The following is an 18,788-nucleotide window of genomic DNA, read 5'->3' on the forward strand; positions in this document are numbered from 1 at the left end:
GGTAGTTTACGCACAAATGCGGGGCAAAGGTGCAGGCGCCGAGGTCACCTGCAGCAATCGGGGGATGCGGCTGCTGTCGTAGATGCGAAATTCCTTTTCCAAGATGGCTTTTTCGTCGCGCACCGCCTGGTTCAACACAATGGATCCCTCTGGATCGGAGACGGAACGGTGAAAAGTGCCGGGAGGAATGCGCAAAATGCCTCGGTTCGCTTCCAGGCGCACAATATGGAAGGGATCCCTCCAGCTAAAATTCACCAGGTAAAACGTCCGTCCGCCCCATAGAGCCAGTAGGTTGTCCTCTTGGTGTGGATGCATATAAAACTGCCAATAGCCCTGAGGATTATTGGGGGGACTGATGGCCGGCCCATCGTGGTAAACCAAATCGCGGGCGTTGGATCGCGCAACCGTGATGTCAAAAAAACGCACGCCGGGAGTATCTCGAAATTGATGGAAAGGCAATAGGGCAAACATGGATCTCGACATAGGGACACTTGACCAACGACAGGAAGATAAAGATGATTTCACACTGTTTCGCGTTATTTCGCAGTGTGAAGGGGAAGCTATGTCGTAGTTTAGTCAGGTGCGGCGGAGGGTTCAAACCTGAGATAGCATCACATCTATGCGCAGATCGAATAGATGGGATCCATGAACATCTCGCAACTGCAAACCCTGGTGGCTGTGGTGGAGCGGGGGAATTTCAGCGATGCCGCTCTGCAATTGCACATTTCCCAGTCGGCGGTGAGCCGGGCCATTGCCAGCCTAGAGGAAGAATTGGGGGTGACCCTGTTGGTGCGCGGTCGCTTTGGGGCGCGCCTAACCCCGGTGGGGGAGCGACTGCTGCGCCATGTCCGCAAAATGCTGCAACTGCGGGAACAAATGGATTATGAGGCCAACCTGGAAAAAGGGTTGCGGGGGGGAAATGTGCGAGTTGCCGCTTTTCGCAGTGCTGCAACCCATTTGCTGCCGCCGGTGATCGCCCGCTTCCGCCAACAATTTCCCCAGATTACCCTCACCCTTACAGAGGAAGATCCGGCCACTGTTGAACATCTGTTGCGATCGGGCCAGGTGGATATTGGCCTGTTGCCCCTGCCGCGGGCTGCTGAGGATCTCCAGACGTGGGAGATCGCCCGTGATGAATTCATTGTGTTGGTTCCGCTGAGTTTTGGGCCCCTGCCGGAAACCTTGACCTGGGAGGATCTTTCCCGTTTTTCCTACATTCTCTACAACTACGCCGAATGTACCACGGCGGTGCGGAACCACTGGGAAGCTGCCCACCAAACCCTCAAGGTGGCCTACTTGGTGAAGGAAGACTCCACCATTGTGAACATGGTGGCGCAGGGTCTGGGGGCTGCCATCTTGCCCCGCTTGGCCGCCATTCCCATTCCCGAAGGGATCCAGATCCGCCGGCTGCCGATCCCACTGGAGCGGGTGATCGGGGCTGCCGTTCTGGCCTCTGCGCTGCATCCGCCTGCAGTATTTGCCTTCCTGGAAGCCTTGCGGGGAAACCCATCCCAGTTGCCAAGTTAACATTGCATCGGGAGTACAAGGCAGCTTTGTTGACACCACGCTCATCCATCCAGTGACGCAAGCATTGGTTGCGGACAAACTGGGCAGGGCCTCATCCAAGGCTTGGTATGGCGCTGGAGCGGCGTTGAGGAGTTTGGCTTCCCTGACCAGCATGGGTTTATTTCATTGCAGGTCTATATCATTGCAGGTCTATAGTCATTTCAAACTAGATTGAGACACCCCCGCTGCTGCCCAAACGTTCCACGCCGCTTCCACAATCACCTTTAGATCCTGTCCCAGAGGGAGAAAGGAGCTAGGAAGCAATGCAACGGAAATGTTTCATTCCTGTTTAAAATGACAACAACAGGGCAAAAACTGTCCTGGAAGGACGGGGCTTTAGACCCAGTTTTTGGGTAACGCAGTGAAAATCGGCGGCCAATGTACGTTGGGGCAAGGCCAGCAGATCCTCCCCCGCCAATTTTTGAAAAGACTTGCCCACCCCAGTTACCTTGCCCTTCAAGTGCGATCACTACCCTATCTCCAATCGCGCCGAGGAGATAGAGTTCTCCAGCCGTTGAAAGGGGTGGCGGGAATTACAACGGTTTTTTGCCCAAACCACTTTCTATTGCCCAGCGGGCCAGTTCTGTGCGGTTGTGCAGGCCGGTTTTGCCCAGCATGTTGCTGACGTGGCTTTCAACGGTGCGCTGGCTCACCCCAAGAACTTCGGCAATCTCGCGGTTGGACAGGCCCCTGGCCACGTACTGGATCACCTTGGTTTCCGTTGGCGTAAGTTCAATTTCCCGATCCAGTTTTATGACCGGCTGAATGCCCACATTCTGCACTTGTAACAGGCGCTCGGTATGTTTGAGAGAAGACTCCACCTGCGCCACCAATTCTTCCGGCTCAAAGGGCTTGACCATGTAAACATCTGCCCCTATGGTCAGGCCGCGCACCCGATCCGCCGTCTGCCCACGCGCCGACAGAAAAATCACAGGTATCCAGTCTGTAGCACTGTTGGAGCGAATGGTTTCCACAAAGGTATAGCCATCCATCTCCGGCATCATCACATCGCAGATGATCAGGTCTGGTGTGAAATGGCGCATCGCTTCCAACCCCTCCAGACCGTTGCTCGCCGCCACCACCTCATAACCGCGAAACTCTAGGTAGTCCTTGGCCAGCAGGATTAAGTTCGGATCGTCGTCAATGAGCAACAGTCGCTTCGGGTTGTCCACAGCTCACCTTTTGAGTGCTAATGAGTGCTAAAAAGTTGAGTGCTAAGAAGCTCTAGGGAAAAAACACAACCCCTCCTGCTTTGAGGATCTTCACCGCAGGAAAACAATCCGTAAGTGCCCGATTCTTGTTCGCTAGATCAGGCAGCAGTCCGTGATAACTGTGCCTTACCCCTAGAGCCTAGGATATCACACATGGAAGTGGAAGTACATACTTGGGAAACGTTGGCAACAGTATCTCTACGCAGTTTAGGGACTCCAGTTGGTAACCTCATCCCAGGAACTTGGCAGAGCTGGCCTCTGCTTGAGACTCGCAGTACCCAATACATAGCCGTAATCTACCTGAGAACCCGTATCTCATATGTCTATATGTCATATATCTATATGCTTAAGTACCCATGTATCTGACATCTGCTACCTGTTCATAGTGTCCGTACGTCTTCTGGCTGGGGTTTCCAGGTAGGCAGGCGGGCAGAGCTGATGGAGAATGGAAGAAAGCCTGCGCTTTAACGACAGCCGACATGGGGAGAACGGGTGGAAAAGGGCACACTGGTGGAGTTTCGTTACAATAACGACCGTGTGTTGGCAGTGGTTCAGGGCACCGAGGGCAAGAAGAACCTACTGCTGGGGGTGCCTTCTGGGCAGGTTCACAGTGTTCACCCTCGCCAGATTACCTTTGCTTTGAACGGGGGATCCAGCTTCACGGCTTCCGACATCCCCGGCTTTTGGCAGGCGGTGCAAGCAAAGTTGGATCCCGAAAGCTTGGCGCTGGCCTGGGAACTGGTGCAGGAGGAGCGTCAGCCCCTGAGCTTGGCGGAGATGGCTCGGCTGTTGTTTTCTGATGATTCCCCGGTCTCCACCTATGCCGCCTACCGCCTCTTGAGCGAGGATCGCACCTACTTCAAGCAAAAGGGGGAGAGCTACGAACCCCGCACTCCGGCTCAGGTGAAGGAGATCCTCCATCAAATGGCCGTCGCCCAACAACGGCAGCAGGAACAAGCAGAGTTTGAGGCCCACCTGCGGGAGGCTCTGGCTCATCCCGGCCAAGGGTATCCCTGGACTCCTGCCGAGCGGGCCCGCCTGGAGGTGCTGGAACGCCTGGCCTTACAGGGAGCGGCGGCAGCCATTCGCAGCCACGAGGATCTCTCTTCCAATCTCAACCCGTCGGATCGGGAACGGGCCTCGCAACTGCTGGAGCTGATGGGGTTTCCTGACACTCCGCAGGGGGCCTTTGAGGCTTTGGTGGCTCTGGGGCTGTGGAGCCGCCACGAGAACCTGGCCCTGCGCCTCACCGGGATCCCAACCCAGTTCCCGAAGGCGGTGGAGCGATACACCCAAGCCCTGCTCAGCCAGCCTCCCTCTTTCTGGGATCCCCACCTGCGGCAGGATCTCACCCACCTCCACACCTACACCATCGATGATGCCAGCACCCGCGACATTGACGATGCCCTCAGCGTCGAGTTCTGGTCGGATGACGCGGTGAAGCTCTGGATCCACATTGCCGATCCCAGTTGTTGGGTGCAGTGGGGGGATCCCCTTGATTTGGAAGCCCGCAAGCGTGGCACCAGTGTCTATTTGCCGGAGCGGGTGATCCCGATGTTCCCACCGGAGTTGTCCACCGGCCCGATGAGCTTGGTGCAGGGAGAGGTGCGGCCTGCCCTTAGCTTTGGCATTCTACTGGGATCCGACGGCCAGATCCGGGATTCCGAAATTTGCCTCAGCCAGATCAAAGTCACCTACCGCCTCACCTACGAAGATGCCGATGAAATGTTGGAGTTGGGGGCAGAGGCTCAACTGACAGCCATTGCCCGGGCGGCCCAGTGGCGTTATGCCTGGCGGATGGCTCAAGGGGCAATCCAAATTGGCTTGCCCGAGCAAGATATCAAGGTCATCGACGAGATCCCCCACCTCCGGGTAATCGAGGATACTCCTGCGCGGCAGATGGTGGCGGAAATGATGGTGCTCACCGGCGAGGTGGCGGCCCGCTTCGCCAGCCAAAATGGGATCCCGGTGCCCTATCGTCTGCAGCCGGCTCCCGACTTACCTCCTCCCGAAGTGCTGGATAGGTATCCCCAGGGGCCAGTTCGGTCTTTTGCCATCATGCGCTGTCTATCGCGGGCGGAAGTAGCCACCCAGCCAGGGCGACATACGGGGCTGGGTCTCGATGCCTACTGTCAGGTTACCTCCCCGATTCGGCGCTACCTGGACTTGGTGGCCCACTACCAGATCAAGGCCTTTTTGCGCGGGGATCCCTTGCCGTTGACGGAGGCGGATGTGCAGCAGCTGCTGCTGGGGATTGAGCCGGGCACCGCTGAGGCCAACCAGGTGGAGCGGAAATCCAAGCGCTATTGGAGCATCGAATACCTGCGCCTGCGACCGGGGCAAATTTGGCGGGCTCTGGTCTTGGGCTACCTGCGCGAGCAGGAAAACTTGGTGTTGGCCATGCTGGATGAGATTGCCTTTCGGGTGCCGGTGCGCCTAGAACGCCAGATTCCTCTGGGGGCTTGGATCGAGTTGGAAGTTGTGCAGGCGGATCCCCGTGCGGACGTAATTGAGCTGCGCGAGGTGGGACGAGAGGCGGCCATGGGCGGATAGATATGCCTTGACCTGTCGCTCACCCAATCTGCGTGGATAGCTGATACAACAGAGGGGGGAAGTCTCAAAAGTCTGGATCGTGAATTTTCTTTAGGGGGGATCCCATGACTGCACGACCTTCCGGCCCACCTCCAATCGTTTACATTCTTTTGTTCGCGATACTGGGAGGCGGCGGCTGGTATGCCTATCGTTCCGGCCTGTTGGACTCATTCCTGAATAGAAGGAACACGCCTCCTATCCCCAGCCAGATTCCAGCTGACCGGCCCCAAGCCCCAACAGCGCCCAACCCCCCTCAGGCCCAGGTACCCAACCCGCCTGCCAACGCCGTTAATCTGGATACTTCTCTGCCCAACCCAGCAGTGCTCCAGCTGGATGGCAGCGTCACGATGATCCGGATCGTCTTGGCCCTGAAGGGAGGCTACACCCAGCGCAACCCCGGCATTCCCCTCACCTATGGGATCCCAGATGGCAAGCCCAATGGATCCAATGCCGGCCTGAAGGCCCTGATGGAAGGTCGCATCCAGATGGCCGCTAGCTCCCGCCCCCTCAATGCCAGCGAAGTGCAGGCGGGTCTACAGGCGATCCCGGTGGCCAAAGATGCCCTGGCGGTGGCGGTGGGGGTGAACAACCCCTACAAAGGAGGACTGACGCTGCAGCAATTGGCCGATATCTTCCAGGGTCGGATCACCAATTGGAGCCAGGTGGGCGGCCCGGATCGGCGGATTCGGGTCCTCAATCGCGCCCCCCAGAGCGGCACCTACAGCGTTTTCCAAGAGCTGGTGTTATTGGGGTCGCCCTTTGCTCCCGATAACCCTCCCTACTTCACCACCGCCACAGAAGATGTCACCACCCCGCTGCTGCGGGCTTTGGGAGAAGATGGCATCACCTACAGCACTGTCGATCAGGTGCAGAACCAGCAAACGGTGCGGATTGTGCCCATCGACGGCCAGATGCCCACCCGTGAGGCCATCCAGAGGGGCAGCTACCCCTTGGCGCGGACTGTGTTTTTGGTGGCACCTCAGAGGACTAGCCCTGTGGTGGCCGATTTCATCAACTACGCGCTCTCGGATCAAGGCCAGCAAATCATTGGCCGCACTGAGTTCATCCCCCTCCGATAGCAACCCAAAAATAGCATCTGAGATAGCCGCCGACAGCAAGCGCAGCGATATCTCTGGGCTTTTCCAGAAGACGCCTTCCACCTGCTCCTATTCAAGGCACTTAGTCGTTTCAGGTTAGAGTGAGGCGCCTGAGCTATTGAGAAAAGCCTTTGGCCGCGTGCGTTCAACGTTTTAGGGGTGGGTGCAGCGTCCTAGTTTGAATCCAAATGACCCTAGATGTTAGAGAGGGGGCCCTAATTTTCACCAAAGTTCAATTTTTCAGTTCTCTCGGCGCACAGCGCTCTCATGCCACTTGCCCAACACCCGGTCGGATAGAGCACTCAAGGAAATAAAGATCAGGATCCCCAAGCCGGTGACCAAGATCAAGGCCGCAAACATGCGGGGCACCTGCAGGTTGAAGCTGGAGATCAAGATCTGGTAGGCGATCCCGGCCCGTTGCCCACCGGTACCGGCAACAAACTCCGCCACCACCGCCCCAATCAAAGAAAGGCCACCGCTGATGCGCAGGCCCCCCATGAAATAGGGCATGGCACTGGGTAGCCGCAAGTAGATCAACGTTTGCCAGCGGTTGGCTTTGTACAGTTGGAACAGGTTGAGCAGGTTGTGATCGACGCTGTTCAGCCCCAGAGTGGTGTTGGAAAGAATCGGGAAAAACGCCACAATCCAGGCGCACACCACCATCGCGGCAAAGGTGTTGTTGCGCAGCCAAATGATGATCAGCGGGGCGATGGAGACAATGGGCATCGTCTGTAAAATCACCGCATAAGGGAAAAAGCTGCGCTCGATCCATTTGCTCTGGGTGAACACAATCGCGACCAAAAGCCCCGATACTGTGGCAGCCAAAAAGGCCACCACCGTAATTTGCACGGTGATCAACAGGGAAGGAAAAAGCGTTCCCCAGTCGCGGATGAGGGTTTGCACCACCAAAATCGGCCCCGGCAAGAGGTAGTGGGGCACTCCCGTTACCCGCACCGCCACTTCCCAGCCCACCAAGAAGAGGATCCCGACGATAAGGGGGGCAATCACTTCCAGGTTGAACCAACGGCCCAGATTCAACCCCTTTGCAGGCACCCCTGAGCCGGCACTCGGCATGTTTGCCTCATCCATGGGTTGGGGTCTGAGCTTTTCTTCAACCGCGCCGGTCAGCTTGGGCAGAGACCAATCTGGCCAATGGAGAGGCCAGCTCTCCCCCAAGCCAACAAGGGATCCCAGCCAGCGGCGCAATGGGTCGAGAAGGTGGACAAAGGGGTCGAACATATCGTGAAGTTGAGATACGCAATAGAGAGTCAAGGGAGCACTGTCAAGCAAGGGATCCCGTCAGCGCAAACGTCCAGCAGAGAGGGGGCGCAAATAGGGGGGATCCTGAGCTGAGCCGTGCATGGCCTCGTGCAGACGGGCCGACACTTCACGGCAGTAGTTGTTGTAAAGGGAAGAGGTGCGAAAGTCTTCCGAGCGGGGATAGGGCGCATCGATGGGAATATCGGCTATCACCCGCCCTGGGCGAGCCGCCATCACCACCACGCGGTTGGACAGGTAGACGGCCTCGTAAATGTTGTGGGTAACAAAGATCACCGTCCAGCGCTTTTCTTGCCACAGCTCCAACAGGTCGCTGTTCAACTTGCTGCGGGTGATTTCATCCAGAGCTCCGAAGGGTTCATCCATCAGCAACACCTGCGGCTTGGTTACCAGGGCGCGAGCAATGGAAACCCGCATGCGCATGCCGCCCGATAGCTCGCGGGGAAAACTGCGCTCAAACCCCCGCAGGCCCACCAGTTGCAGAGCTTCCAAGACATCTCGATTGGCTTTTGGCTTGGGCTCACCTGCCAACTTTAAGGGTAGCCCCACATTGTCCATCACCGTCGCCCAAGGCATAAGGGCCGGTTCCTGAAACACAAAGGCCAACTTGGGTTCCCCTTGGGGAGCATCCTTCTCAAGATTTTGCCCCCATTCGATAGAGCCTGTGGTCAGATGCCCCAGACCTGCCACCAACCGTAGCACTGTGCTTTTCCCACAGCCGGATGGCCCCACCAAGCTAACGAACTGCCCTTCTTGGATGGTCATATTCATGTCCTGCAAAGCCACCGTGCCATTGGAATAGACCTTGCTGACATGGTTGAGGGTAATGACAGGGGTGGGCATGGCTGGCAATTCCCGGAGCGGAGGAAGCACACACTTTCAAAATAACCCTCTCTGCCGCCTCTGCTTGGTAGGCGTAACTACAACTCTTTCCCTCAGAACCGGTTTCCAGAGAGTTTCTCACGGAAAGCTTGCGATGACCCAAATCGGAGCAGCAAGTCGGTATGATGTTGCCGACCACCCTCTGGCCAAGGAACACATGGGATCCCCATTTAAACCGGTTGCAGGTGCTGTTACAGCCCCGCGAGGATTTCGAGCCGCTGGAGTGGCCGCCGGCCTCAAGCCCTCAGGAGCTGCGGATCTGGCTTTGATCGTTTCCGAGTGCGATGCGGTTGGGGCAGGCGTTTTTACCACCAATCAGGTCAAAGCAGCCTGTGTTACCTACAACCAAGGGATCCTCGCCCAACAGCAGCCGGTGCGGGCCATCCTCTGCAATGCTGGGCAAGCCAACGCCTGTACCGGAGAAGAAGGAGAGCGCAACAACGCCCAACTGGCCCTCTGGGTGGCAGAACGGTTGGGGATCCCGGCCCATCAGGTGCTCACGGCCTCCACAGGGGTTATCGGGCGACAACTGGAAATGCCGAAAATCCAAGCAGCCCTGCCTGGCCTTATCGACAGCCTCTCTCCAGAGGGGGGGGAGAGCGCCGCCCGCGCCATCATCACCACCGACTTGGTGACCAAAAGCGTTGCCCTGCAAGCTGAGATCGACGGGTACACCGTCAGGGTGGGGGGCATTGCCAAGGGATCCGGCATGATCCACCCCAACTTGGCCACGATGCTGGCTTTTTTAACCTGTGACGCGGCTGTGGATCCCCGCCTGTGGCAGCAGATCCTCAAGCAAGCTGCCGACCTCAGCTTTAACCAAATCACGGTGGATGGGGATACCAGCACCAACGACATGCTCTTGGCTCTGGCCAACGGCCAAAGTGGGATCCCAACCCTGCAAGCCGGCACAGAAGCTGCCCAGACTTTGGCGGAGATGGTCAACCAAGTTTGCATTCATCTGGCTAAGGCCATTGCCCGCGACGGGGAAGGAGCTACCAAGCTGCTGGAAATTCGGGTGTGTGGGGCTGTGGATGATGGGGCAGCCCGGCATATGGCCCGTGTGATCGCCAGCTCTCCCTTGGTGAAGGCGGCAGCTTTTGGCAACGATCCCAACTGGGGACGGGTGGCAGCCGCCGCCGGCCGAGCCGGGATCCCTTTTGACAGCCGCCGGTTGGATATTCGTCTGGGGGATTTTCTGCTCATGCAGGCGGGAATGCCCCTGGCTTTCGATCGCAAGGCAGCCTCTGAGTACTTGAAAGGGGATCCGGTGACCTTCACCGTGGATCTCCATCAGGGATCCGGCCAGGGCGTGGCCTGGGGCTGCGATCTCAGCTACGATTACGTGCGCATCAACGCCGAATACACCACCTAATGGGGGATCCCAGCCATGACCACCGAATCGAACGCAAATAACGGCTTTTCTACCGAAGCCCAAGCGGCTTTGGCCAAGGAAGCGAGGCTTTCCCTATCCGGTTGGCAGCAAGAGGTGAGTCGAGGCTTAGCCTTGGTTTCATGCCACCAACATCCGCAACGCACCGGCCCACAACCTGGTGCAACTGGGCATTGGTGGCTGGCAAGTGCCACGGCAAGGGGTGAAGGTGTGCCGGGAGCGGGCCACCCACATCCTCACCGTTACCGACATCACCGAAATGGGCTTGGATGCAGCCGCCGATTTCGCCCTCGAAAAAGCCCTAGACGGCACCGATTGTGTGTACATCAGCTTCGATATCGACTGCATCGATGCCGGCTTTGTACCCGGTACAGGCTGGCCAGAGCCGGGTGGGCTGCTGCCGCGGGAAGCGCTCTACTTGCTCAAGCGCATTGTGCGGGAAGCACCGATCTGTGGCCTGGAGGTGGTGGAAGTCTCTCCCCCCTACGACATTAGCGATATCACAGCTCTAATGGCCACCCGAGTTATTTGCGATACGCTGGCCCATTTGGTGGTATCTGGGCAACTGCCGCGCCGAGAGAAGCCCGCCTACATCCACCCGGAGGCGACGCCAGAAATGGCCGGCGACTGGAGGTAAGAGATGCACGAGACCGACATGACCCGCGCCTTGATCCAAACACTACGTGACTGGTGGCAAAGTCAGCCGGGACAGCCTCAGATCGCTCGGGTGCACCTGGTGGTAGGACAGTTCACCTGTGTAGAGCCGGCCAGCCTAACCTTTGCCTATGCCGCACAAACCCAGGGTACTTTCCTACAGGGATCCCAGTTGGTCATCCGGGAAACGCCGCTCATTGCCTATTGCCATCCCTGCGGCCAAGAATACAAGCCAGAAATAGGCCGGCGCTATGCTTGCCCCAACTGTGGATCCCCGATGGAAGAGATTCGCTCGGGCCGAGAGCTGAAAATTGACTACATCGAAATTGACTACATCGAATGTTCAACAAACTTCACCCCACCGGCGCAACCAGAAGTCGCCTAGGCCGCTCCAAAGCTAAGTCCCAGAAGGACAGCTGCTCCCAAGCTGAGGATGAACATCAAGCCGGCAGGCATTAACGTTCGGGTTTTGCGGTAGCGCAGGGCGAATACGATAGATCCCAGCACTGTCGTCCCCAGGCCCAAGCCCAGCCCCCAGCGGGGATCCACCCCCAGCAGCCCATAGCTGACTCCGCTGAGGGCGGCCCCAACCAGCCCCCCGATGAGAGACTTGGAGCTTTTGCCTTTGCTATAGCCGATTGCTCCGCCCACCAAAAGCAGTGCCCCGTAGACCAGCAAGGTGATTTGTGCGGCCAGCATGATGGGAAAACCTTGTCCTCTCTAGGTTTAATCCACGAGGATATCGCGAATCAAGGGCAAGCGAATGCTGATGTAGCGATTGAGAATTGAGGCATCGACACTGCTGAGGGCGTGTTTTTTCTGACAGGCGCTCAGAAGCAGGTTCACCAAGTCATCGTCACGCTTTGTTAGCCAATCTGGCCTGCCAATCTCGCTGACCAAAGACCAAAACTGGCGTACCATTTCAGGAGTCATGGCATCCATTTTGTGGAGATAGGGGCTGAACTGCAAAAGAATGGTCTAGGCCATCGATTCGATTCTAGAAAAAAGACCTCATCCCCGAGGACAATATTTCAGCTCCGTCACAACTTAGGATAAGATGTTATGCTTTCCCACAAAGCTCAGCAAGCAGTGCCCCTTCTGGCTTTGTGAGGATCTTAGGAAGGTAAACTGGCAACTCCTGACATATATCAACATTAGGCGTTAAAAAACGATGATTCCTGTCAAAATCTCGACATCAGCATCAGAAGGCTCACAAGCCCCCTTATCCAAGCTGTAAGACAGGGAATCTGGGCGAGCAGGGGCTAGCGCAAGGCGTACTGTAACCTATAGGCTCCTTCTTCTCGTGGCTTATGGGTGTTGGCCCGCAGGGTATAAGTGCCGGTGCGGGGCAGAAAGGCAATCATCAGAGCATCGGTTCCACCCCCTTGGTCATCATCCCAAGCCCTGACTTCTCCACTGGGATCCAGCAGCTGCAAAAAGGCATCGAAATCGGAGCTGGTCATGGAAGCGATCAGGATCTGGCCGGCGCGGGCGGCAATGGGATATTCGTCCATCCAACTGCCATCCTCGGGGTGCTGAAGGGATCCCTCCTGCAGACGGCCCGATAGGCTTTCCTGCCAATCTACCTGGGTGAGGATATAGGTGAGCCGGTAGTTGCCGGTGGATTCCGGCTCAAAGCTGGTGGCCCGCAGGGTATAGGTGCCTCCCTCCGGCAGACGCACTGCCAACAGGGCATTCACATCCAGGCCAGAGTCATCGTTAAAGCCAATCACCCGCCCTTGGCCGTCCACCAGCTCCAGATAAGCATCAAAATCTTCGCTCTCTAGGGCCGCAATCAAAATCTGTCCCGGCTCAGCGGTGACGGGGATCCCATCCCAAAAGCTGCCGTACTGGCGGCTGACTTGATCTCCCACCTCCAGCGCTCCCGTCACGGTTTGGCTGCCTCTCCACAGAGCAGAACGGGTCAGCGCAGATCCCACCGGCAAGCCTCTCTCTCCCACCCGATCCAGCAGCCGACAGCCGCCGGCCAACCCCAATGCCACCAGAGCCAGAGTCAAACGGGATCCCCAACGGCGAGGAGATGCGCAAGAACGATACCAGCTCAACATCGGAAGGGATCCCTTTCTAAAGAATGGCAACTGTAGACTGATCCTACCCCCTGATTGATTGAGCGAAAAGTTGGTCAGAGACGACAACTTCTGCCAACTTCGTGCTGAGTTTTGAGGTTGTTGGCTTGCCCCTTCCTTGCTGTTTCAGCCGAGAGCAAACTGTTGGCCTACAGGGTTTCCCAAGCTTGCAAGACGGCTTCTAGGGCCAGCCGCCCATGGTAGAGATGGGTTCCCCCCTGCAAGTAGACGGTGTAGGGATCCCGCATCGGCCCATCGGCAGACAGCTCGGCGCTGCTCCCGGCAATAAAGGTGCCTGCTGCCATCACCACCGGGTCTGCATAACCGGGCATCACCTCCGGCACTGGGGTGAGGTAGGAATCCACAGGAGAACTGTTTTGAATCGCTTGGCAGAAAGCCTGCAGCTTTTGCGGGGATCCCAACTGAATGGCCTGGATGATATCGGTGCGAGGAGCTTGAGGCAGAGGCGAGACCGGGTAGCCCAGATCAGAAAACACCTGCGCCGCCAGATGGGCGATCTTCACCGCTTCGGCCACCATCTGCGGGGCCAAGAACAAGCCTTGAAACAGAAGGCGGTTGAGATCCAAAGTCGCCCCCCCCTCCGAACCAATGCCCGGAGCCGTCAGCCGACAGGCCGCTTGCTCCACCAGCTCTGCCCGCCCGGCCACATAGCCCCCTGCGGGAACGAGGGTGCCCCCCGGATTTTTGATCAGAGATCCGGCAATCAGATCTGCGCCCACATGGGTTGGCTCCTGGGTTTCCACAAATTCGCCGTAGCAATTGTCCACAAAAACCACAACTTCGGGGTTTTGCGCTTTGACCATTTGGATCATCTCGGCAATCTGGGCAATGGAAAAGCTGGGCCGCCAATCATAGCCGCAGGAGCGCTGAATGTGAACCAACCGGGTTTGCGGTCTGAGGGCGGTTTTCAGGGCCTGCCAATCAACAGTTCCCTCCCGCAAATCCAACTGGCGGTAACCGATGCCGAACTCCCGTAGGGATCCCCGCCCGGAACCCCGCAGACCGATGACCTCTTCAAGGGTGTCGTAAGGGGGGCCGGTAATGCTCAGCAGCTCATCCCCCGGACGCAGCACCCCAAACAAAGCACAGGCAATGGCATGGGTACCAGACACCATCTGCAGCCGCACCACTGCTGCCTCACAGCCCATAATCTGGGCAAACACCCGATCCAAAACCTGCCGCCCCTGGTCGTCGTGGCCATACCCCGACACCCCGGCAAAGTGATGGGATCCCACCCGCTGGTCGCGAAAGGCCCGCAGCACCCGCGCCAGGTTCTCTCTGAGGGTCTTCTCCACCGCCTGAAACTGCTCCTGTAGAGCCTCTTCTGCTCTGTCTAAAAGCTCTGCCGCCTTCAACGGGATCCCTCCGCCCACCCAGTCTGCCCCACCTTTTGCACACCAAGCTGGTTTCGAGGGTAGCATTTCAGCCACCCCGGAAAGAGTTGGCCTTCTCCCCACCGCTCCTCAAGGTGACTGCAGCGGCAGAACCGAGTTCCAAGTTCTTATGTACTTATGTAGCTCTCCGATAGAAACCTTACAGCATGGAACAGTGAACAACAGGCTTGTCAAAGCTAATACCGACAACAACACCATCTCTCAAGTCGAAAGCCTCATATTGATAAAAAATCGATAAAAAGCTTAATTTATATCAATATCCCTTCATTTTTGCTGTCAATGGCTATCCAATCAAGATGCTGCTAGGCTGTAGGATAATACCAACATACCCTGGAGGAAAGCTGAAGCATCTGGATTGCCGAGCTTATGGGCAATACGGCCCAAGTTTAGTCTCTCAAAAACAGGTCAGAGTTAGAGACATTGTTTAACCAACTCAAAATCCAGCTCAGGAAGATTTTTAGCAGGCTAGATCTGTCTATGGGTTTGATGATAGATTTGGCTTTTGGCTGAGGAACTTGCAACTTAAACTCTAAAAAACCTTTCCCAAAGACACTCAACACAGCCAATAGAAGTGCATGTCTTGCAGGGCGGGGATCCCGCTTCTCTACAGAGCTCCTGCGATTCGGGAAAATCTGGAATTCAACATCTCTGAAACATTAAGAGAGCCTAAATTTATTCTTAACCTCTGGCAGAGATCCTTGAGCGAGATGTTAACCTAGACTTAACCCAAGAGGTTAGTGCCACTCCCAAAGCCGATCTGCTCACCCTTGATGACAGGGCTCCATTTTTGCCAATTAAAGGGCTGACGTCGCCTGTGAGCTGGGATCGCTTTCCAGAGTTAGAGGGATCCCGGGTGGGGATGAGGCGCTATCTCAGGTATAAACCGACATGACTGGGAGAGTCCTCATGACTAAGCTTGTGATCCAAGGGAAAAACGTCGAGATTACCGACGCCATCCGCAGCTACGTTCAAGAAAAAATTGAGCGTGCTGTCAGTCATTTTGCCCAGATCACCAGTGAGGTTGATGTCAATCTATCGGTAGCCCGCAACCCCCGTATCAGTGCCAGCCAATCTGCCGAAGTGACCGTCTACGCCAATGGCACCGTGATCCGGGCGGAAGAAAGCAGCGAAAACCTCTATGCCAGCATCGACCGTGTGGCCGACAAGCTGGCCCGCAAGTTGCGCAAATACAAAGAACGGAACGGCATTCACCGCGTCCGCCACACCCCCAAAACCTCCGTGGCAGTGGCCCAGCAGCCCGTCACCGATCCGCTAAATACGGAACGGCAAGCGGAGTTACCCGCAGAGGTGGTGCGCACCAAATACTTCGCCATGCCACCCATGACGGTTCAGGAAGCGTTGCACCAGTTGGAGCTGGTGGATCACGACTTCTACGTTTTCCGCAATATCGAAAATGGCGAGATCAACGTTATCTACGTCCGCAACCACGGTGGCTACGGCCTGATCCGCCCCCGCTAAAGCTTCGCGAAAATGCGTGGTGAATTTTCCCCCCGACTTGCTTCTCTAGGATCCAGCGGCGCTTTCTATCTGTTGCTACAACTTACCGATTCTGCTCTGCCGATTGGGGCCTATTCCCACTCCTGGGGCTTGGAAGCTGCCGTTCAAGCGGGTCAACTTCGCGATCGGGCTGGGGTGCAGCAATATCTGCTGGGGGTTTTACACATGGGCCTAGCCCCCACCGAGGGCAGAGCCTGTGCCTTGGCCCATCGTCTATCCCGATTGGGATCCGAGTCGGGAGTGGAGAAGCTGCAGCAACAGCTGCAAGCAACCCGTTGGGCGGCAGAGCCGCGCCAAGCCAGCCTAGATTTGGGGAAACGCCTAGCTCAACTGGCAGAACGCACCTGGGGAATCTCTGTCCCCAAGGCAGAGGGGGATCCACTGCATCATTCCGTGGTGTTTGGCTGGATCTGCGCTCAGGCGGGCATTGGGTTGGAAGATACCCTGCGTGCCTTCTTGTTCTCCTCCCTCACTGGGCTGGTCTCGGCAGCGGTGCGTCTGGTACCTTTGGGGCATACCGAGGGGCAAAGCCTATTGGCTCAGTTGTACGAGCCCATCGAGGCAGTGGTACACCAAGAGATCCTGCCGGTTGTGAAGCGGGCCGAAAGGCCAAACCTCTCCCCCAGCTGGCCGGCTTTGGGCAGCTTCACCCTCCTACAAGAACGCGATTGTCAAGTCCACCAACAGCTCTATTCCCGCCTTTTTCAATCTTGAAAGCCGTCAACCCTCACCCCTAAACCCTTCTCCCAGAGGGAGAGGGGAGTTCAGCTAGAAATCGCAGGAGCCCCGCACTGTACCCGTAGGGTCAGTGCTGGGAGGAATGCGCTTTGATGAATTACAATGAACTTATGAGCCAAGTCCTGACCGTCTCCTGTAAGCTCAAGGCGTCCCAGTCGCAAGCCGCCAAATTGGACGCGACGATGGAGGCTTTTGGCCAAGCCTTGAATTGGGTCAACCAGAACACGCCGGAGAAGATCGTCAACGCGGTCAAGCTGCAATCCCTTTGCTACTACGAGACTCGAGCCCGGTTTGGCTTGTCCAGCAACTTGGCTCAACAGGTGTGCAGACGGGTAGCGGGTTCCCGCAAAGTGGCTAAGCAGAAAAAGCGTCCCGTCAAGGAGTTTAAGAGCGGCTTTGTTACCTACGACGCCCGTATCTTTTCGTTCCGTCAAAAAGACTGGACGGTGTCGCTGACCACGGTGGAAGGGAGAGAACGCTTTGAACTGGCCATTGGTAACTACCAGCGTGGGATGCTGGCTGGTTCCAACCCAAAAGCTGCCACGCTGATCAAGCGCAAAGATGGCTCCTACTACATCCAGATTTGCGTAGAGAAAAAGCCACCCAAGCAACAAGATACCGACAAGGTGATCGGGGTGGACTTTGGAAGGACAGATATCGCTCATACCTCAGAAGGGGACAACTGGAATGGACAGCAGTTGAACAGAGTCCGAGACCACTACTCCCGGTTGAGGGCGGTACTCCAACGCAAAGCCAGTAAGGGCACACGCAGTTCGCGGCGCAGATGCAGAGAACTGTTGCAACGGCTGTCTGGCAAGGAGAGACGCTTTCAAGTGTGGGTCAATCATCGCATCTCCAAAGCTATTGTCTCTAGGGCAAAAGCTACTAACAGCGCTATCGCCCTGGAAGACCTGACAGGGATCCGGGAAAGAGTCAATCAACAACCCCGCAGCAAAGCCGAGCGGCGCAGGGCCAACAGTTGGGCGTTCTACCAACTACGTCAATTTCTGGAATACAAGGCGAGGGTTGCAGGGGTTTCTCTGATTCTTGTTCCGCCTGCCTACACGTCGCAGACCTGCCACCGGTGTTTGCACATCCATCCCGACCCTGCGCAATCCTATCGCAGTGGCAAGTCGTTTAAGTGTGGGCACTGTGGATGGGAAGGGGATGCGGATTTGAATGGTGCGAATGTGATTGCGCTCTTGGGGGCTGTCGTAAACCAGCCTAGAGGTCCGGGCCTGTTTTGTTCTCTGGTAGAGCAGAACAGGCTCAGGGCTACTGAAAGCCCGCTCCGTACCGCTTAGCGGTCGGAGCCGGGTAGTTTACGGCTTCGTCGTCCATCCAGGAAGGGGGTACAGGTCGGCATCCATAGCTGGAATCCGAGCCATCGTAGCTGCGGGGATCCCGCTGGTACTCTATCAAGGCTTGAAGGGTATCTCGGGGTGGAGTGGCACCGCGCAAGTCCTTCAAAGAGAGGGAAATGTTGGGAGCCGGCAAAGTGGCACCGCCCACATGACAATTCAAACAGGCGGACTGAAAACGATTTTTGCCGTCCGTTAGCTGCTCTGGGGTAAAGGTGAGGGTATGCCCTGCGGCATCTAGAGGCAATTCCACAGGGCCACTCACCCGCAAATACTGGTTCACGTAAGGATCAATGCGGGCAGCCACCGGACTGGCCAGCCCCAGCCACAACAAAGCTAAGATCCCGACCCAGGCCCAGAGGCGAGACGGGATCCGCCATCTCATAGGCAACTTCTGATCCAGATGCGGCATTAGAGATAGGCTGATAGGTCGCTGTGGCTTTCGTTCTTGGTACCACCCCAGCCGGGAACGGTCTTGGCCTGCACCAGAATGTAGCCCGCAATCAGCTTCAGATCCTCGTCGGTGAGGTTGCGCAGACGTGGATACTCACTGGTGAGCTGGGTGTTGGGGTGATACTCCAACAGAGACTCCACCCCGTCATAGGTGACTGGATTCTTGATGTAATCCACAATCGCCAGCACATTATCCCGTGGGGGAGTTGCTCCCTCCAGATCCGAAAGCTTCAAGCTCACATCCGGGTTGGGATAGGTCTGGCCGCCCACATGGCACTGGGCGCATGCGGTGTTGAATAGCTTCTTCCCTTTGGCCAACTGGGCTTCGGTAAAGGTAATAGACTCAGTTGGCGACAGAGCCACTGCAGGAATATCCCTAGCTGCAAACACTGGAGCCAGACCCCAGCCAAACCCAGCCATCAACGCAGCCAACAGCAGGACAAGCAACCGACGACGCGCTGGCGCAAACACCTTCTGAAAAGAAAAAGCTTTGCTAAACATGGTTCTCCGTAGATCAGCCTAGAAAGAGGAGAGGTGGGCTCC

At 56.8% G+C, this 18,788-nt stretch carries 18 protein-coding genes and 1 pseudogene; 9 read left to right on the top strand and 10 right to left on the bottom strand.

Going from position 1 to position 18,788, the window contains the following annotated elements:
• Positions 1-6: 6 nt before the first annotated feature.
• Positions 7-471 carry a redox protein gene (locus ACVWXE_RS04950; RefSeq protein ID WP_414343843.1) on the bottom strand — a complete coding sequence of 155 codons (465 nt, stop codon included), beginning with the start codon at positions 469-471 and terminating at the stop codon, positions 7-9.
• 174 nt (positions 472-645) lie between these two features.
• On the opposite strand from ACVWXE_RS04950, the gene ACVWXE_RS04955 reads away from it, so the two are divergent.
• On the top strand, positions 646-1,527 hold the full coding sequence (locus ACVWXE_RS04955) for a LysR family transcriptional regulator (RefSeq protein ID WP_414343826.1): 882 nt from the start codon (positions 646-648) through the stop codon (positions 1,525-1,527).
• A 572-nt stretch (positions 1,528-2,099) separates the two neighbouring features.
• On the opposite strand, the gene ACVWXE_RS04960 is transcribed toward ACVWXE_RS04955, so the two are convergent.
• Positions 2,100-2,738, bottom strand: coding sequence for a response regulator transcription factor (locus tag ACVWXE_RS04960; RefSeq protein ID WP_457489725.1), 639 nt, complete (start codon positions 2,736-2,738; stop codon positions 2,100-2,102).
• Between the two features lie 531 nt (positions 2,739-3,269).
• On the opposite strand from ACVWXE_RS04960, the gene ACVWXE_RS04965 reads away from it, so the two are divergent.
• Positions 3,270-5,330, top strand: coding sequence for a ribonuclease catalytic domain-containing protein (locus ACVWXE_RS04965; protein WP_414426201.1), 2,061 nt, complete (start codon positions 3,270-3,272; stop codon positions 5,328-5,330).
• Between the two features lie 104 nt (positions 5,331-5,434).
• A complete protein-coding gene (locus ACVWXE_RS04970) occupies positions 5,435-6,448 on the top strand; it encodes a phosphate ABC transporter substrate-binding protein (protein WP_457489726.1) in 1,014 nt (337 codons plus the stop codon).
• Between the two features lie 258 nt (positions 6,449-6,706).
• Here ACVWXE_RS04970 and ACVWXE_RS04975 read toward each other — a convergent pair whose 3' ends face one another.
• On the bottom strand, positions 6,707-7,504 hold the full coding sequence (locus ACVWXE_RS04975; RefSeq protein ID WP_457404989.1) for an ABC transporter permease: 798 nt from the start codon (positions 7,502-7,504) through the stop codon (positions 6,707-6,709).
• 261 nt (positions 7,505-7,765) lie between these two features.
• Complete coding sequence (locus tag ACVWXE_RS04980) at positions 7,766-8,587, bottom strand: ABC transporter ATP-binding protein (RefSeq protein ID WP_414389998.1); 822 nt, start codon at positions 8,585-8,587, stop codon at positions 7,766-7,768.
• 196 nt (positions 8,588-8,783) lie between these two features.
• On the opposite strand from ACVWXE_RS04980, the gene argJ reads away from it, so the two are divergent.
• The 3 genes and pseudogenes from argJ (at position 8,784) to hypA (ending at position 11,058) form a co-directional block, all read left to right on the top strand.
• A complete protein-coding gene (gene argJ / locus ACVWXE_RS04985; protein WP_414412793.1) occupies positions 8,784-10,001 on the top strand; it encodes a bifunctional glutamate N-acetyltransferase/amino-acid acetyltransferase ArgJ in 1,218 nt (405 codons plus the stop codon).
• 130 nt (positions 10,002-10,131) lie between these two features.
• Positions 10,132-10,656 (top strand): annotated as a pseudogene (locus tag ACVWXE_RS04990) (arginase family protein); the annotation flags it as partial.
• Positions 10,657-10,659: 3 nt separating this feature from the next.
• Complete coding sequence (gene hypA, locus ACVWXE_RS04995) at positions 10,660-11,058, top strand: hydrogenase maturation nickel metallochaperone HypA (protein WP_011434106.1); 399 nt, start codon at positions 10,660-10,662, stop codon at positions 11,056-11,058.
• Here the strand turns inward: hypA and ACVWXE_RS05000 are convergent.
• The 4 genes from ACVWXE_RS05000 to ACVWXE_RS05015 form a co-directional block, all read right to left on the bottom strand.
• A complete protein-coding gene (locus ACVWXE_RS05000; protein WP_011434105.1) occupies positions 11,055-11,372 on the bottom strand; it encodes a TMEM14 family protein in 318 nt (105 codons plus the stop codon). The two genes, hypA and ACVWXE_RS05000, sit on opposite strands and share 4 nt — an antisense overlap.
• A 27-nt stretch (positions 11,373-11,399) precedes the next feature.
• Positions 11,400-11,606 carry a hypothetical protein gene (locus tag ACVWXE_RS05005; protein WP_238376795.1) on the bottom strand — a complete coding sequence of 69 codons (207 nt, stop codon included), beginning with the start codon at positions 11,604-11,606 and terminating at the stop codon, positions 11,400-11,402.
• A 329-nt stretch (positions 11,607-11,935) separates the two neighbouring features.
• Positions 11,936-12,742, bottom strand: coding sequence for a PPC domain-containing protein (locus ACVWXE_RS05010; protein WP_457489727.1), 807 nt, complete (start codon positions 12,740-12,742; stop codon positions 11,936-11,938).
• Between the two features lie 167 nt (positions 12,743-12,909).
• On the bottom strand, positions 12,910-14,136 hold the full coding sequence (locus ACVWXE_RS05015) for a methionine gamma-lyase family protein (protein ID WP_457489733.1): 1,227 nt from the start codon (positions 14,134-14,136) through the stop codon (positions 12,910-12,912).
• 945 nt (positions 14,137-15,081) lie between these two features.
• Here ACVWXE_RS05015 and hpf point away from each other — a divergent pair.
• From hpf to ACVWXE_RS05030, 3 genes are all read left to right on the top strand, one after another.
• Positions 15,082-15,654, top strand: coding sequence for a ribosome hibernation-promoting factor, HPF/YfiA family (gene hpf / locus ACVWXE_RS05020; protein WP_011434101.1), 573 nt, complete (start codon positions 15,082-15,084; stop codon positions 15,652-15,654).
• Between the two features lie 12 nt (positions 15,655-15,666).
• Positions 15,667-16,407 (top strand): urease accessory protein UreF, encoded by a 741-nt coding sequence (locus tag ACVWXE_RS05025; protein ID WP_457489728.1) that lies wholly within the window; start codon positions 15,667-15,669, stop codon positions 16,405-16,407.
• Between the two features lie 134 nt (positions 16,408-16,541).
• Positions 16,542-17,735 carry an RNA-guided endonuclease InsQ/TnpB family protein gene (locus tag ACVWXE_RS05030; protein WP_457489734.1) on the top strand — a complete coding sequence of 398 codons (1,194 nt, stop codon included), beginning with the start codon at positions 16,542-16,544 and terminating at the stop codon, positions 17,733-17,735.
• On the opposite strand, the gene psbV2 is transcribed toward ACVWXE_RS05030, so the two are convergent.
• Both psbV2 and psbV read right to left on the bottom strand, forming a co-directional pair.
• Entirely contained in the window at positions 17,707-18,177 is a 471-nt protein-coding gene (gene psbV2, locus ACVWXE_RS05035; protein ID WP_457489729.1) for a photosystem II cytochrome PsbV2, read from the bottom strand. The two genes, ACVWXE_RS05030 and psbV2, sit on opposite strands and share 29 nt — an antisense overlap.
• A 26-nt stretch (positions 18,178-18,203) precedes the next feature.
• On the bottom strand, positions 18,204-18,746 hold the full coding sequence (gene psbV / locus ACVWXE_RS05040) for a photosystem II cytochrome c-550 (protein WP_011434097.1): 543 nt from the start codon (positions 18,744-18,746) through the stop codon (positions 18,204-18,206).
• Positions 18,747-18,788 lie beyond the last annotated feature (42 nt).

The sequence above is a fragment of the Thermostichus sp. MS-CIW-41 genome (assembly GCF_054058915.1).